The sequence below is a fragment of the Pseudoalteromonas denitrificans DSM 6059 genome, assembly GCF_900112265.1.
Classification (GTDB): domain Bacteria; phylum Pseudomonadota; class Gammaproteobacteria; order Enterobacterales; family Alteromonadaceae; genus Pseudoalteromonas; species Pseudoalteromonas denitrificans.
In genome coordinates this window covers 24711-41396 of sequence record NZ_FOLO01000051.1, presented here as the reverse complement: position 1 = coordinate 41396, position 16686 = coordinate 24711, and the positions used below count along the sequence as shown (strand labels likewise).

Here is a 16686-nt window from a genome sequence, read left to right as displayed (position 1 = left end):
ATTTTTTGCTAAAGTTTTGAACAGTCTCATTAATATGCCTTTTCTTGACCAAAGAAGAAAACGACGATAAATGGTATTCCACAACCCAAAACATTCAGGTAAATCACGCCACGGACAGCCAACACGTAAGCGATAAAGTATTCCTTCTAGTGTTTGTCGATGTTCAAGCTTGTTATAAACTCTATCTTCAAGCAATATAGCTTTTAGTTTCGACCACAGCTCATCAGTGAGCATTAATCGGGGCATGACAATCTCGTTTAGTTTGGTTTTGGCGAAGTGAATTATACGAGATTGTCACTTACGCACAAAATTCAAACAAAGATCAACAGCCCCTACATAAAGCCTCGTATATTACGAGGCTTTTGTTTGGACAAGAGCAAACTTTCAATCCTACAGTTTTCTGTGAATAAATAAAAAAGTGAGTTAACTAATACGGATTAAACCATCGGCTGAAAAATGCACATGCAATGAATTAGTAGTATATAAAGCTAATGTGGTTTCAGTGCAATACTAAGGTTGAATTTTTGCCGTTTTTACTAATTTGGTCCAAAACTTCCTATGTTCTGGTCCAGCTTAATATGGAGTCTAGGTTCAGTTTGATCATACTGCTGGTCCAGAGTGAGTGGAATCTACAGTAACCTCATAATACATTTTTATACAGAATTGATAGCACTCTTGCTTTTACCTGCTTATTTTATTTACCTTTTACCTGCTTATTTTATTTACCTTTTACCTTTTACCTTTTACCTTTTACCTTTGCATCATTTTGTCCTGTGAAAGTCCTTACAATTAAGTATTCATTTTTTGAATGAATTAATATAAATAATATAATTATTCTTATCAATTGAAACGCGCTAAACTTTATTTATAAATTAAAATTTCACCTAACTAAGCATAGATTCAGGGTGATTTTAAAGAAATTTAAAGTGGAGCTAAAATTATGGGTTGTCCATATAATAATAACTATCGACCTATGGAAGATGCGATTCATACCGATTTTAAAGATGATATGTCATATGGCGATTATCTCAATTTAGGGCCCATCTTATCGGCACAAAATCCATTATCGGATCAGCATGATGAAATGCTATTTATCATCATACATCAGGCCAGTGAATTATGGCTTAAGCTGGCAGGACATGAATTAAGTAAAGCTGTGCAAAATATTCAAAATGGTGATTTTGGTCACGCCTTTAAAGTGATTTCTCGTGTTAAACAAATACTTAACCAGCTTACGCAATCTTGGAATATTCTGTCTACTTTAACACCTGTTGATTATTTAAAGTTTCGTGATGCATTAGGTCATTCTTCTGGTTTTCAGTCTTATGGTTATCGCAAAATTGAATTTTTGTTAGGCAATAAAAATGAGTCTTTATTGCAAGTACATGAAAATGACCCCCTGGTGTATCAGGAGTTAAAACAGATTATTACGCAGCCCAGCCTTTATGATGTCACCATTCAAGCACTTGAACAAAATGGATTATCAATCGATAAATCTGTTTTAGCGCGAGATTTCAGTCAACCATATCAATCCAATGAGTCAGTGCTGAAAGCTTGGTTAAATGTATACCAAAATGCCGATGAGCACTTTAATTTATATGAATTAGCCGAAAAACTAGTTGATATTGAAGACAGTTTTCAACAATGGCGTTTTAAACATATGTATACGGTGCAACGCATAATAGGCAATAAAGTGGGCACGGGTGGCTCGTCTGGTGTTGGCTTTTTGAAAAAAGCACTGGATATTAGTTTTTTCCCTGAGTTATTTGAATTACGCACACACCTGTGACTGTAACTCTGGGCTATTTAGTTATGAATGAGGTTTTACAATGCAAACACTAAAGGCAAATGTCGTGTCTATTGACGCACTGACTGAGTGTGTTTTTAAAGTTAAACTCAAACCTGAACACAGTGCAACGTTTTTTGCTGGGCAATATTTACAGCTGGTATTAGGTGAAAAAGATAAACGTGCTTTTTCTATTGCCAGTCGTCCAAGCCAAACTGACTTACTTGAATTGCATATTGGTGCATCTCATGCTGATTCGTATGCGATGGAGTCATTGGCACATTTGCAAAAGCATTATGATAATCACACTCAGGTGAATATTGAAGTGGGCTTAGGGCATTCACAATTAAGAGAAAATAGTGATAGACCTATTATCATGTTAGCTGGTGGCACAGGGTTTTCTTATGTTAAATCTATGGCCGATCACTTGGCTGAAATTGGCTGTACTAGGACTGTATTTTTTTACTGGGGCGTAAAAGAGCATTCCGCTTTGTATGCACATGATGAAATGCAAACTTGGGCAAACGGGCATAAAAACTTTACTTTTATACCCGTTGTTGAGCGTGCTGATGACAATTGGCAAGGTTATAGGGGTTATGTGCATCAAGCGGTTATGAAAGACATCATGTCACTTGAACCTTACGATATTTATATGGCTGGACGCTTCGATATGATAGGCCTGGTACGTGATGACTTCATTAAGCAAGGTGCGCTTAGAGAACATATGTTTGCGGATGCTTTTGCCTTTATTAAATAACTTAAATTTTAATATCAAAATGACAGGAGCAAATAATGTACTCCTGGTAATGCTTTTGTAAGGACAACCAATGAAATTTGATATCTTTTTTTCAATTTGCCAGTCTCAGGTAGGTGATTTTATTCCCACCGAAACGCAAATGTTGCAACACTTTTTTGATCAAATAAAGTTAGCCGATACCTTAGGTTTTGAAACCGCTTGGATAGCTGAGTCTCATTTTTCGGTGCAAGTGCAAAAAGAAAATCCAAATGCAGTCGTACCAAATTTTAAAGGTGAAATTGGGCTTAATTGTGATATTTTTCAGTTGGCGCATCGTATTTTTTCATGTACTAAAAATATCAATGTTGGCTCTGCGATAATGAACCTTTTATCAGGTGGCGGTCCAATTACAAAAGCTGAAGCAACCAAATATTTTATAGCGTTGCACGCTTTGAACGAAGCAGAAAAGCGTAAACTCTTTTTAGGTTTTGCTTCAGGGCGTTTTCCGTATCAATCAGCGCCTTTTGGTATTGCACCACGTAATGCGTTTGAAAAGGGTGTTTGGCCGAGTTTAAAGGGTAAAATATTTTTACAAGGTGTTGAGATATTCTTGCGCTTGCTTAAAGGAGAGGTTATTAGCTCTGATGATATTAAATCTATTATTCTAGGTCGTGATGCATTTCGATCTGAAGAAACTTGGAAGGATGCATTACAAGCGAATGTATATAATGAAGATGCAAAAGAACAAGGTATTTATATTCCTGCATTTTGGCAGTTTGAAAAATTAGGGATAGTGCCTCAAGATATTGATTTTAGTTTATTACAACTGGTTATTGGTAGTCATGATCCGCACGCGCAAAAACTTGCTAATGAAATATTGCCTTGCTCAGTGTTTAACCTTTCAATCACATCAAATGACGTTATAGAGCAAACCCATGAGAATATGAAAAATTGGTATCATCCTGATGGTGGTGAATGGCAGCGAGATATGATGCCGCGTACTTCTATGATATTTATCAATAATGATCATGATGCGGATGAAAATGAAAAATGTGTCAGAGCACAACAGCAAGCAAAAAGCGCCATGGTAAATTATTGGCAGGCAATGGAAGGCACAATAGACCAAAATAAAATAGACTCAGCGGTAAGCAATACCTTGTGTGGTAGTCCAACTGCAATTATTCAACAAATGCGTGAACGCTTTCATCAAGATGATAGAGTGATGTTATGGTTTGATTTTAGTAATCATAATAATGATGACGTGAAAAAGAGCATGCACTTAGTTGCTGAACATGTTTTACCAGAGTTAAGGAATTAATAGTGGCCTCACAGTTTGATATATTATTTGAGAGAAAAAGAGCCAATATCGCCGAAATTTTAGTACATGGTGCATTGTGTTGGGTGCATGGTGATAAAGTGATCCATAGCTTAGGTGATGACCCGCTTATTTATGGCCGCTCACTCATGAAGCCATTTCAGATGAAAGTATTCAAAGATGAATTAAAAGATTTCACTGCTGAACAGCAAGCAATTTCTATCGCCTCCCATAGTGGCACACAAAAGCATATTGCAATGGCACAAAGCTTATTAAAACAAAGTGACTGGGGTAAATTACAAACGCCAATATCTGCTGCACTGGGTGGTTCTGATGAACAAAGCCGCTGGCATCATCCTTGCTCGGGAAAGCACGCAGGCATTATTTTAGGTTGCATGAAAAAAGGTTGGCCTACAGATAATTATTTGAGTCAAAATCATCCTTATCATAAGGCGTATATGAGCGAGCTTGAATACGCTATGGGTTTGAGTCAACAAAGCTTAATTGCCTGCCCTGATGGGTGCGGGTTACCTACATTAGGGCACCACGTATCTGATTTAGCTCGCAGCTTCTCTTATTTAGCAAAAACCAGTGACAGCGATTGGATTTGGTCAGCAATGACAAAACAGCCTTGGTTTATTGGCGGTGATAACCGCATGGATAGTGACATTATGTTAGCGACTCAAGGAAAAGTATTAGCCAAAGAAGGAGCGGATGGTTTGTTAGGATTGGCTATAAAAGATGAATCTTATCCTGAAGGGTTAGGTGTGGTATTAAAAGTAGCCCATGGTCGTGATGAACAAACAATGAAATTAATAGCACAAAAAATTCTGGCATCACTGGGTTTTGATTGGCAAGTAGAGGAGTGTAACCAAGAACAAGTGGCTTATGTAAGTGACAGTATTTTACCTTAGGTTAATCACACATAATGAATATTAATAAATGCCAACTTAATATTAGTCATCTGAAAATGATTTGCACTATAGATCAAGCGGCCACAGTAAAAGAAGCAGCGCAGGCTTTATTTATCACTCAGCCTGCGTTAACAAATAGGATCAGAGAAGCCGAGCGTCGTTTAAAAACTCATTTATTTATTCGTAAAGGCCGAAAACTTATTATTACCAGTGCTGGTAAACGTTTATTAGATTCAGCGCAAAAGATTCTGGAAGAATTAGAAAGGGCAGAATATGATATTTCGTTACTTGCTGAGGGAATTGAACAGGTATTAAGGATTGGCACACCTCATTATGCTTCTTTTAAATGGCTACCTTTTGCCATAAATACTTTTAATGAAGCACTGCCAAATATTGAATTAGAAGTCACTGCAAATACAACCCATGAGCCTATGGCTGCTTTGTTGCGAGGTGATATAGATATTGCAATGATCTCTAGCCCTAAAAAGCGGCTCACCTTAGATGAGGCTTGTAGCGCAAGTTTTATTTTACAAGATGAACTATTGGCTTGTTTATCTTCTAAACATAAAAACGCAAGTAAACACTATTTAGAAGCCGAAGAGTTTTCAGATGAAGTGTATATCACAAACTCTACTGTGCCTGAAAAAGACAGAGAATATGAATTATTTTTCAAACCTAAAAAAATATTACCCAGGAAAGTGCTTCAAGTGGGTTTTAACGAAGCGATTATAGAATTAGTTAAAGCAAATATGGGTTTGACCATAATGTCAGAGCGTTTGATAGAAGCTTACTTATTCAATAATGAGATAAAAACGGTAAAATTGGGCAAGTCTGGTTTGAAAATTTATTGGCACTTGGTATATCTCAAGCAAAATAAAATGATTAAGCCAGTTAAATTACTGACCCAAATTCTTCAAGAGCGTGCAGATCTTGTGCAGTAAATTGATTTTGATATACCCGTAAACAATCTAAGTCATCTTCTTTATTGTGAAAACTAAAAGAGGAGAATAGCAATAAGTTAATTTTCGCGTTTATAATCTCACTCAGGTTCAGTTTACTAAAGCCCTACTTTATGAATGGTCACGGGTATATAAACTATATTAACTTCATTTGACGAAATACTTGATGACATAACCAGCTGTTTGGATCAGATAAATCTAAAATAATATCAAAATGATTTCGGTTGGTAATTTCATTACAAGAAACTTCAATGCCTGCTTGGCTTAATTTCATCAGCATCTCACTTGTTTGGCGTTTGAATTCTGACGTTTCTTGTTCGCCAAAGGCAAAAACCACAGGGCAAGTATTTAATAATGAATTGTTTAAAGGGCTATTTTTTTCAATTTCAGTGGCCGTCAATTGTAGCGGTTCGTTGATATAGGTGTGTGCTATAGGGGTGAGATCGTAAATACCACTGACAGCGCAAACACCTTTAATAAGTTGATTACTTTTGCTGTTTTCTACGTAATCCGACCATAAAGTTTGCAGCATCATCATAGCTAAATGACCCCCTGCAGAGCTGCCAGATAAATAAATTTCACTGGCATCAAACCCGAGTGCTTCGGCATTTGAAAATAGCCAGGCAATGGCGCGTTTATTTTGTTCAACAATTTCACTTAGACTTGCGTTGGGCGCTAGGCTGTAATTGATCACAGCAAAATAACATCCATGCTGTTGAAAGTTGGTGGCTGCAAAAGATGACTCAGCCTTAGTCAGCGCTTGCCAATATCCCCCGTGTATATATACCTGTAACTTTCGATTATTTCCTTTGGTAGGTAGATATAAATCTATCAGTTCATCTGAATTCTTCCCGTAACTTAAATCAGCCTTAAGAGATTTATTTTTTTTTGCGTTTTCGTTAGCTTCTTTACTGAGGCTAATGTACTTATTGATATATACATTTATATCGTCAATACAGCTACTAGGCGAGTACTCACGTTCTAAGTTGGCTAAATCAAAGTCTTTATACATGATGATCCATTTTTTAATTATTATTTTTAATCAATATTTTAAAATTACTATAACGTTATTTCTATTAACTAAGAAATTGAATTTTTTGTTAACCTGAATTTGGATTGAGCTATTTTAGATAGTTAAACTATTTTAGAAGTTTTAATTGTGATATTCACTATGAATAGTAAGGTATTAGGTAAGTCATAATACCTTGTTAACCCTTAAACGAGTATAAATGTGTTACTAAATTCACTAACAAAAAATTTAAATGAAAAGATAATTTTTTCAATTAGTTATGAAATTCATTACCTCAACTTCAGTCTGTTTAATATTTTAAAGCAATAATACTATTGCAAATATAGAAACAACACTTGTTTTAAAACAAAGATTTACGTTAAAAGTTTCGTCTTTATAGGCAAAAATGAAAATAAGGTTGTAACTAAAATCGGGCATGCTAATATGCAAATTACTTTTTGTTTTCAACCTTTCAGGGTTATAGGTTATTCAGTATGCCTATCGGGCTGCAATTATTGTTAGTGCATTCAAATGCTAAATTACGAGAAAAATTAAAAGCATTTGTTGGTGAAAATAGTCAATATGACATCATAGAAGCGCATGATGGTAAGTTTGCTGCGAGTGTATTGAAAACAGAAAATATCGCTTGCGTGATCAGTGATATAGACATAGGTCAACTGGATGGTTGGCGTTTGGTCAGGTTAGTAAGGTCAGGGGTCTTTAATTGTAAGGCCGATACGCCTTTTATTATGCTTGCTTCAACTTGGTGTGAGCGAATAGCAGAAACTACGGCGAGAGAATTTGGCATTAACCATATTCTACCATATGAAAATTATCATCAAATTCCACATCTGTTATCTCATTATCAAACAATAACAAGTCATTTAATACAAAATAAAATACTCGTAATTGAAGATGCTGAAGATACAGCAGACTTAGTTTATCGTATGTTACGTCACAAATTCACTGTTGAAATTGCACAAGATGGCACCCAAGGTTTGGCAATGTGGCAAGCAGACAATTATGATATTGTTTTATTAGATATCATGTTACCTGGTATGTCTGGTACTGAAGTTCTAGATCAAATTTTGCTACAAAAACCAGATCAAACCGTTGTGGTTATGACTGCACATGGTTCTATGGATTTAGCTGAAGAACTTATGTTTAGAGGCGCGTGTGATTTTATTAGTAAACCCTTTAGAGCTGAGCAATTACGTAAAGTGATTGATATTGCAGCGAGAAGAGATGATTTTTTAGTCAGCAATGCACAGTTTGCTCAAACAATTACAACATTAAAAACAAACGAGACTGCTAAAAATTCAATTGCGCAAGCACATCAAAGGTTATTAGATAATTTAACGACCAGTGTTTTAGAATTAGATGGAAAAGGTCGTATACGATTTGTTAATCAGTCTTGGTTAAATTTAACGGGTTATACTTGTGAACAAGCACTTAATTTATGTTTGTCACACTTTCTAAGTGAATCATGCTCTCTTAATTCCTACCAAAGTGCATTAGATAAGTTAATGGCTGGTGATTTAGAAAAAGAAAAATTAGAGTTAAGACTTAAACATAGAAAAGAAAAAGAGCATTGGGTAGAGGCACGCTTTAATCGTATTTGTGACAAAAAAAATAAAGTCACTATCTCTGTCACCATAGATGATATTACAACACGCAAATTGGCTGAAGAAAAACTCGCTTATCAAGCATTGCATGATCCATTGACACAATTGCATAACCGTCATTATTTTGATCAAAAGCTAATTGAATTTACGTTGTTGGCACAAAGACAACAAAAACAGCACGCGTTATTATATTTAGATTTAGATCATTTCAAAGCGATTAATGATACGCAAGGTCACAGTCAGGGGGACTTAGTATTAGCTGATATCTCTGAACAATTAAAAAATAAATTACGTAAAAGTGATATTTTGTGTCGTATTGGAGGTGATGAGTTTGCAATTTTATTACCTTACACTGAATTAGAAGCTGCTAAAAGCCTAGCCGATAATATATGTAAAGATGTTGCATCCGGCCATTTTCAATTTGATGAAAAAATTTACAAAGTGACTTGTAGTGTGGGCGTCAGCATCATTGATGGTTTGGAGAAAAGTGCACAGACTTATCTTCAACGTGCTGATATTGCGTTATATGTTGCAAAAGGCCAAGGTCGAAATCAAGTACATTGCTTTACTTCTGATGATAAAGAAAGTGATGAATTTCAAAGTAATATGCAGTGGATCCATATATTGCATTATGCATTGGAAAATGATCATTTAGAAATGCATTACCAGCCCGTGGTTGATATTAAAACACAAGAAATTGCTTATTATGAGGCTTTAGTTAGATTGAATGTTGAGGGCAAACTTATTTATCCGAATGAGTTTATTCCAACACTTGAAAAGTTTGATGATATGAATTTACTTGATCATCATGTTGTTAATTGTGCCCTAAAAGATTTAGCTAATTACCCTGAACTAAAAAGAATCGCGATTAACCTTTCTGCGCAGGCTTTTAGGGATAAACGGCTATTGCCACTCATTGAAGGTACTTTAAAGACTTTTAATGTTGAACCTCAGAGGGTTATTTTTGAATTAACAGAAAGCGCTTCCTTGTCAAATTTAAGTGCGACTCAAAATATGATTGAACGTTTGTCGGATTTAGGTTGTGATTTTTCAATAGATGACTTTGGTACTGGATTTAGTACTTTTGCATACCTCAAAAACTTACCTGCAGACACAGTTAAAATTGATGGCTCTTTTGTTAAAGAGATGCTGCATAACAAAATTGATTTAGCCCTAGTAAAAGCAATTTGTGAGGTTGCGGGGGCGTTAAATAAAAAAACAGTTGCTGAGTTTGTTGAAAGTGAAGCGATACTTGATTTATTAAGCGATATTAATGTTGATTACGCACAAGGCTATTTTTTAGGTAAACCTCAGGCACTAAGCGTATTATTTCCATTAAAAGAAGATAATTTATCACTAGCCTAACGTTTTTTGTTTTTTTAAGAATGAATTCTGCTTTGCTTTAAAGTTAATTATGGCAAAGCAAAATTGAAGTTTAGTCATGCTAAATGAATTAGAAATAACAAAAAGTAGGTTGTTTCAGCTGAGCCCTAAGGGTCACGCCTACTTTTCATCCCTCTGCATTTTAAATACTTAAGTAGAATGACGACATGACACATTTTTTGGCTTGCTTGTACAAAAAATCAGTGTCAGAAGTGAGCAGCACAGATCAATAGGCTCTAATTATTGAGTGTTTTTAATAATGCTTTTTAATTACTTTTTTACATCGCTGAAATGGAATTATCAGTGATGTAGAATCGTATTAATTTTATAAACTTCCCTATTATTAAATTTTAATTTTCAAAATATCAGCATCTTGCTGATATTTGTGATTTATACGTAGGGGTTTAAATGACAATAATAATGCACAAAAAAGAAAAGAGTTTACTCGTAAATAAACAAGAAACTTATGCTGATTTCATTATTCGTTATCTGAGTGAGTTGCAAAGTCAGTTTGTATTTGGTGTTCCCGGAGGTGCAATAGAACCATTTGTAGATGCACTTGCACGAAGCGAAAGAGATTCAGGCATTAAATTTATAGTTGCGCGTCATGAAGCCGGAGCTGCTTTTATGGCCGATGGATTTAGTCGTGAAACGGGTAAATTAGGAGTTTGCTGTGCAACAACAGGCCCAGGAGCGACTAATTTATTAACGGGAATTGCTTGTGCGTACGCTGATAACATTCCAATGTTAGTGATCACAGCACAAACGGCGATTGTTAAATTTGGCAGTGGTGCTCTACAAGATAGCTCTTGTTCTGCAATTGATATCATAGCAATATTTAAGCATTGTACGCGCTACAGTAGCTTGGTTTCTCATACACAGCAATTGGAAAGAAAACTCAAAACGGCAATTATCACTGCCTTCACAGAGCCTAAAGGGCCAGTTCATTTAAGTATTCCTTCTGATATTCTTAATGAAGTCACACATAAAGTACCATTACAAAAAGTAAAATCTCTTACAAGTCCCCGCTGGATGTATGATCATTATGCTTATGGTTTGTTATGTATTAAGTTAAGTTCCGCAAAACGTATTGCCTTTTTTATAGGCCAAGGTGCTCAAGGGTGTGGTAATGTCATAATGCAATTAGCCCATAAACTTCAGGCACCTGTTATATGTGGCATGATGGGAAAAGCTTGGGTTGATGAAACAGACCCATTATTTTATGGTGTTTATGGTTTTGCCGGCCATCAAAAAGCAAAAGATTTAATTGAAGAGCAAGATTTTGAAGTTTTAATTGCAATCGGTACACAGCTTGAAGAGCTAGGTACTAATGGCGGTGATAGTCAGTTATTAAGCCATAAATTGATTCATATAGATCAAAATTCAGAACATTTTTCTCGCTCAACGATGGCTTGCTTACATTTACATGGGCATATCCCATGTATTTTAGATGCGCTATTAAATGAATCACAAATTTTGACTAAAGAGCCGCTAGAAAAAATAAGTAATAAAAGCTTATTGTTTGATTTACCCGCAGTTTCTAAAGTTAATAATGTTTTGCATCCAGCGGTATTATTTTATTTTTTAAGTCAGAATTTGCCTTTTAAAACACGCACATTTATTGATGCTGGTAATGCATGGGCTTGGGCGAGTCATTATTTTTTACATTCAGATAATAATGGCTGTTTTCGAATTGCAACTGGGTTTGGTGCTATGGCTTGGGCAATTGGTGCCGCAGTAGGCTCTGCATGTACAGTAATAGATGCCTTAACGATATGTATTACTGGCGATGGTTCTTATTTAATGAGTGCACAAGAAATAACGGTCGCACAACAACAAAAATTACCATTAATTATCATAGTACTAAACGACAGTGCTTTGGGCATGGTAAAACATGGTCAGCAACTCGGTGGTGCGGAACAAATAGGCTATCAATTACCTCACATTAATTTTGCCGCTATGGCGCAAGCAATGAATATCAATAATATTGTTATAAAAAATCAAATAGAATTATCGGCTATTAACTGGCTGAAATTAAGTAAATTAGAAGGACCTACTTTAATTGATATTCATATTGACCCAAATGCAGTTCCTCCTATGGGCGATAGGGTTCAAGGGCTTGCGACAAGTGAGAGAGTTTGACTCAAACACGTTAAAAGCATGATGTGATAAAACCTAATAAATTGAAAAAGTGTTGTGACATGGACGCCACAACCTAACCTTTAGATAAGTAAATACATAGGCTAGGTTAATGATGTATGAAATGTCAGCAAAATAAACTAAAAATTATATTTAACATTAAACCAGATACTGCGTTCATATTGAGGTAAATCATCAGGTAGTTTTACTGAGGTTGAACCTTGTGCTGGCCCAGGACTCGGCTCTTTTATCTCATCATTTAATAAATTTTTAATTGAAACTGAACAATCCATATTTGTGAGCAATTGAGAAATATTAAGCGTTGCATCCACCTTATGGTAACCCGCTAAATCTCCCCTGAGATCATTCGCCAGTCGCTCCCGTTTTCCAATATAATTCCATTGTAAGCTAAATTGTAAAAGATCTGATATTTGATTATTACTCGATAAATATAATGAATGATTTGGAGCGTGCCCAGGAACCGAGCTAAATCTTTTTCCGTTACCAATATCAACTTTCATTTTTGAATACTGATAAGCATAGTTAGCATTAATATCCCAATTTTTTGAAACGTTATATTTAGTTTCAAACTCTAATCCATGGCCTGATTGTTCACCCGCATTTTGAACTGTTGCTGTATTTCCGCCTGTATCGGGCACAAAATGAATACTATCTTCCAGCTGGTAGCTAAAGATATTTAAGCCAATTTTGAGATCTGGAGTAGGACTATAATTAAAAGCAAGCTCGTAAGTATTTATTACTTCTGGTTTTAAATCAGGGTTTCCCTGTGCTACTGGGTTATTGATTGCGTACAGTTCAGCAAAAGAGGGGGCTCTAAAAGCACGACCATATAACGCTTTTACTGACAGGTTATAGTCAGCAGACCACACTAAAGCGACTCTTGGGTTTAAAGTTGAACCAAAATCAGAATATTTATCATAACGCGCACCTAAAGTGAGTTCCCAGTCTGGCGCAACTTGCCACTCGTCCTGCAAATAAATAAATTGGTTATCACGCCTACTTTCAGGTAAATAAACTGCATTTGTATCACTAACGTCTATTACACCACCTGGTAAAGGTTGAAAATTAGAGTCAAAGTTTTTTGTTTCTTTTACCTCATAAATACCACCATCAAATAAACCAAGTCCCATGCGAACATAATGTTGAGAGCCCTTGTAACTTAATGTGCCAGATGCTTGCAGATTTTGTTCTTTATATTCTGGATTACCTATCATGCCATCGGGAAATTGGCCGGTAAAACCCCCTTCAGGAAATAGATAAGAATCTTTTTCGGACTCTCGAGTGCCATGGAAATAACTCGTTTTTAATTGATATTGCCAATTATCCAATAACTCTCCTTGATAGTTTAAATCAAGTGTTGCACGTTCACTGGCATATCGGCCTTTAGGGTCTAATGCTGAAGCGATGCCAAAATCAGTGCCTATATTGTAGCGACCTTGAAAACCAGCTCTAAAAGTTAAATCATGATAGTTAGATTCAAACCTGACTTCTGTTGTATCTAGTGAACGATTTACATTACCAGGTGCAAGAGAAGCATTAATTCCCACTGCATTATCGAGCACAGTTTGTGAATCAGCCTTAACTAAAAAGTTTTCACCATCGGTTTTACCGTATTCAATTGATAAAAGGTACTTTAATTCAGATGTTGCATCAGCTAATTGAATAAACCCATTACGACTATTAAAACTGCCAACACTCACCCCCATTTTATTGGCATTATTTTGCTGTGCATTTTTTGTGATGATATTAATAACACCTGCAAAAGCGTCTGCACCATAAATTGCGGAGCCAGGGCCTCGAATAACTTCAACTCTCTCGATTGATTTTACAGGCATGCCTGACCACATGTAGTTTTGATTACCAGTGAACAGACTACTTATAGGTATATCATTAATGAGTAGTAGTGTTTGTGGGCCGTAGAGTGAAGAAATCCCTCGAATTACAAATCGGTCTAAATTATATTGCAAATGCTTTTCTATATGTAATCCTGGAACCATTTCAAGCACATCTCTAATATCTTGTGCATTTGATTGGTTGATTTGTTGCTTAGTGATCACACTTGCGACAGCAGGCGCTTTGTTAATTGGTTTGCTATAACCTGTCGCAATCGATATAAATTCATCACCACCATAAAAGTCAGCAAATTCATCACCATCAGAAAATACGTTTTTATCACCTTGGTCTTGTGCCCATGTATCAGGTGGGGTAAAAGAGAATAAGAGCAACCAAGAGTAAGCAAATTTTTTCATAATACATCAGCCTGATTTGAATAGGTTTTATGTTTAATTGCAACGGGTAATTCCAATATGAAACTTGCTCCTTCTCCGAGCTGGCTACTGACTTTAATATTGCCACCTAAAAGTTTTGCAAAGCTTTGTGAAATTGCCAGGCCAAGTCCGGTACCGCCATATTTTCTTTGTTCTGTGCCATCAACCTGGTGAAACTCATCAAAAATATATTTTTGTTGTTGTGTTGTTAGGCCTATGCCTGTATCCGTAACTTTTATAATAATTTTTTTTTGTAAACAGTTAACTGAAAGTGTAATTTTACCTTTTTCTGTAAATTTACAAGCGTTTGAAAGTAAATTTAACAGTATTTGTAAGAGTTTTTCACGGTCGGTTAATATAGTTATATCATTAATAATATTAATGTTTAAGGTGTTTTTATTATTTTTAACTAAGGGGTGAACTGTGGTTTCACACTCTTTTATAATACTAAGTAAGGATGTTTTTTGCAGTAGGATATCCATTTTACCCGATTCAGTTTTAGCTAAAGCTAAAATAGAATTTATCAAGTTTAATAAACGCGCCGCAGCTTTTTTTGCTTTATCTAAATCGTCAACTTCTTGCAGCATGACTGCAAATTCTAATTCTTCACAGACGAGGTCAATATATCCAATAATTGATTGAATAGGTGTACGTAATTCATGGGTTATATTGGCTAAAAATTCAGACTTTGCTCTTAAAGCTGTTAAGGCACTATCGCGTGCCTGAGTAAGCTCTTGTGTTCTTAGCTCAACTTCAGAGCCAAGACGTTCATTATAATCTATGAGGTTTTGCTCTTGTTCTTGCAATGTCAGCATTAACTGATTAAAACTTGAGGCCATTTTCTGTACTTCTTGAGGGCCATTAGTTGGTGCTAAAGTATAACTTTGTGCTTGTCGCGCTTGATCCATTATTAAAGATAATTCGCGTATTGGACGTGTCAGTCGCGTTACAATAAAAGCGGTTAATATGCCGACGATTATTGCAATGATTAAACCTGTAATTATATTTCTATATAATAATTCGGACGCTATTTTTTGTAGTGAAAGTTTACTGACATTTAATGATATGTAACCTAAATATTGATCTTTGGGTTCATCAAACTGAAGCTCATTTTGTTCGCTTGATTTTAAAAAAACAGGCGCGACAATTTTCCACGAATCAGGAGTATCAGATATTTGTAATTCAGAAACAGTTTGTGTATTTTTTTTCTGCCAAAAGCTTCCTTGATGATATACCTCTATATTCTCATTGGTAAATATGGCCGCACCTAAAATATCTTTAAAGTTCATGATAGGCGCAATGGCATCTTTTGCATCTTGCGAGTTTTGGGTCACTAGGCTCAGTACGCTACTTTGAGCTAAATCACCTGCAATTTGAGATGCGTATTCTTTTAGATTTTTTTCAATTTGTGAACTGGCACCGAAGTAGTTGGTGATGGCGCCAACAAAAGATAATAAAGAAACCAGAGAAACAACCATGATAAGTAATCGTTTGCTAAAGCTAAATTGTTTATTAAGCAAGCTTACCCCTCATTATTCCGGAATCGGAAAAGTAGCGCTAAAAGTTTTTAGCTGTATAGAACTGTATTTGAGACCTAAATGACCCGCTGTTCTTAAATTAACACCTAGCTTGTTACTTTTCATTGGTTCAACGCCAGGTTTGGTTTTTTGAAAATAAAGCTGTTTTACCATTTGTACTAGACGTTCACCTGAACCTTCGTTGTTTGGAAAAACAGAAAAAAGAGTTCCCCGTTTTGCATGTGAAGGTTTGCTTGAAAAAAGTAATAACTTATTCTTCCAGCTTTTTTCTAACACCAAAGGTAATACTACCCTTTCATTAGAAGTTATTTTATCTAGTGGAAGCCATAACGCATCGGTTTTACTATTGGCATTATTGATTACTTGTTTATAGGTTTTAATTGCATCAGAAAGGTCATTTACCTTATAAGATTTTAATGAAAGTTGACGTTGTTTGGCTGCGTAGTGTGCCAAATCAATAAGCCACTGATTAACCGGGCTATATATAACATGGATATTTTTTGTATTGGGAGCAAGTTCGAGTAATTTGGTGAGTAAGCTGTCAGGGTCTGCAATTAAGCTGACACCGGAAATACCGTTAGGTTTTAAGGGGAGTGCACCACTTACAAAAGGTATCTTATTCATTAACAGGTCAGCCATTAAAAAGCCACGGCGGCCTAAGGTGATAACCATTTCAATATTGTCAGAAGAAAGCTGAGCGAGTAACTGCTCTGGATCATAATTTTTTTTAAGTGGATATGTCACAAGCTGAAGTTTGTGTTCTGCCTGTATACCATTAATAATTTGTTGAAAAATAAGGTTGTAAGGCGCCCTAGCTTCAGGATAAAGCACAGCCAAGCGTTCCGCAAAAAGAGACGTACTAAATAAACTTAAAAAAAGTAAAAAGAAGATTCTTTTTGACAAAATTAATTTCTATTTATTATTATTCTAATGCTTATTATACTTAAACTGTTTAAAGATGCGAGTATCAAAACTACTCTGCAATATCTAATAA

General features: G+C 35.6%; 12 protein-coding genes. 7 read left to right on the top strand and 5 right to left on the bottom strand.

The features are described from left to right. On the bottom strand, positions 1-246 hold a 246-nt coding region (locus BM088_RS21380), incomplete at its 3' end, for a transposase (RefSeq protein WP_143085132.1). A gap of 694 nt (positions 247-940) precedes the next feature. Between BM088_RS21380 and kynA the strand changes: the two genes are divergently transcribed. The 5 genes from kynA to BM088_RS21355 all read left to right on the top strand — a co-directional run bounded on the left by kynA (position 941) and on the right by BM088_RS21355 (position 5692). After that, positions 941-1789 carry a tryptophan 2,3-dioxygenase gene (gene kynA, locus BM088_RS21375; RefSeq protein WP_091989608.1) on the top strand — a complete coding sequence of 283 codons (849 nt, stop codon included), beginning with the start codon at positions 941-943 and terminating at the stop codon, positions 1787-1789. Between the two features lie 40 nt (positions 1790-1829). Further along, a complete protein-coding gene (gene fre, locus BM088_RS21370) occupies positions 1830-2543 on the top strand; it encodes an NAD(P)H-flavin reductase (protein WP_091989606.1) in 714 nt (237 codons plus the stop codon). 70 nt (positions 2544-2613) lie between these two features. Then, positions 2614-3840 (top strand): LLM class flavin-dependent oxidoreductase, encoded by a 1227-nt coding sequence (locus tag BM088_RS21365; protein ID WP_091989603.1) that lies wholly within the window; start codon positions 2614-2616, stop codon positions 3838-3840. A 2-nt stretch (positions 3841-3842) separates the two neighbouring features. Then, positions 3843-4751, top strand: coding sequence for an asparaginase (locus BM088_RS21360; protein ID WP_177208124.1), 909 nt, complete (start codon positions 3843-3845; stop codon positions 4749-4751). 14 nt (positions 4752-4765) lie between these two features. Beyond that, the gene (locus BM088_RS21355) at positions 4766-5692 is read left to right on the top strand and encodes a LysR family transcriptional regulator (protein WP_091989596.1); all 927 of its coding nucleotides are present in this window, start codon (positions 4766-4768) and stop codon (positions 5690-5692) included. A 154-nt stretch (positions 5693-5846) separates the two neighbouring features. Here BM088_RS21355 and BM088_RS21350 read toward each other — a convergent pair whose 3' ends face one another. Further along, complete coding sequence (locus BM088_RS21350) at positions 5847-6722, bottom strand: alpha/beta hydrolase (RefSeq protein WP_091989594.1); 876 nt, start codon at positions 6720-6722, stop codon at positions 5847-5849. A 491-nt stretch (positions 6723-7213) separates the two neighbouring features. On the opposite strand from BM088_RS21350, the gene BM088_RS21345 reads away from it, so the two are divergent. Both BM088_RS21345 and BM088_RS21340 read left to right on the top strand, forming a co-directional pair. Further along, positions 7214-9709: a GGDEF/EAL domain-containing response regulator gene (locus BM088_RS21345; protein ID WP_245763885.1), complete on the top strand. Its 2496-nt coding sequence runs from the start codon at positions 7214-7216 to the stop codon at positions 9707-9709. 426 nt (positions 9710-10135) lie between these two features. Beyond that, positions 10136-11869, top strand: coding sequence for a thiamine pyrophosphate-binding protein (locus BM088_RS21340; RefSeq protein WP_218156545.1), 1734 nt, complete (start codon positions 10136-10138; stop codon positions 11867-11869). A 137-nt stretch (positions 11870-12006) separates the two neighbouring features. On the opposite strand, the gene BM088_RS21335 is transcribed toward BM088_RS21340, so the two are convergent. From BM088_RS21335 to BM088_RS21325, 3 genes are read right to left on the bottom strand one after another with little or no spacing between them, the layout of a single operon-like run. After that, positions 12007-14136 (bottom strand): TonB-dependent receptor plug domain-containing protein, encoded by a 2130-nt coding sequence (locus tag BM088_RS21335; protein WP_091989591.1) that lies wholly within the window; start codon positions 14134-14136, stop codon positions 12007-12009. Further along, a complete protein-coding gene (locus BM088_RS21330; protein ID WP_091989589.1) occupies positions 14133-15674 on the bottom strand; it encodes a sensor histidine kinase in 1542 nt (513 codons plus the stop codon). The genes BM088_RS21335 and BM088_RS21330 overlap by 4 nt, the downstream gene beginning before the upstream one ends. A 12-nt stretch (positions 15675-15686) precedes the next feature. Continuing rightward, positions 15687-16595 (bottom strand): ABC transporter substrate-binding protein, encoded by a 909-nt coding sequence (locus tag BM088_RS21325; RefSeq protein ID WP_091989586.1) that lies wholly within the window; start codon positions 16593-16595, stop codon positions 15687-15689. Between the last annotated feature and the right edge of the window lie 91 nt (positions 16596-16686).

What these genes read in the sequence shown, in the direction of transcription:
- kynA (WP_091989608.1), top strand. Translation starts at nt 941, where the DNA reads ATGGGTTGTCCATATAATAATAACTATCGACCTATGGAAGATGCGATT.
- BM088_RS21355 (WP_091989596.1), top strand. Translation starts at nt 4,766, where the DNA reads ATGAATATTAATAAATGCCAACTTAATATTAGTCATCTGAAAATGATT.
- BM088_RS21345 (WP_245763885.1), top strand. Translation starts at nt 7,214, where the DNA reads ATGCCTATCGGGCTGCAATTATTGTTAGTGCATTCAAATGCTAAATTA.
- BM088_RS21340 (WP_218156545.1), top strand. Translation starts at nt 10,136, where the DNA reads ATGACAATAATAATGCACAAAAAAGAAAAGAGTTTACTCGTAAATAAA.
- BM088_RS21335 (WP_091989591.1), bottom strand. Translation starts at nt 14,136, where the DNA reads ATGAAAAAATTTGCTTACTCTTGGTTGCTCTTATTCTCTTTTACCCCA.
- fre (WP_091989606.1), top strand. Translation starts at nt 1,830, where the DNA reads ATGCAAACACTAAAGGCAAATGTCGTGTCTATTGACGCACTGACTGAG.
- BM088_RS21350 (WP_091989594.1), bottom strand. Translation starts at nt 6,722, where the DNA reads ATGTATAAAGACTTTGATTTAGCCAACTTAGAACGTGAGTACTCGCCT.
- BM088_RS21365 (WP_091989603.1), top strand. Translation starts at nt 2,614, where the DNA reads ATGAAATTTGATATCTTTTTTTCAATTTGCCAGTCTCAGGTAGGTGAT.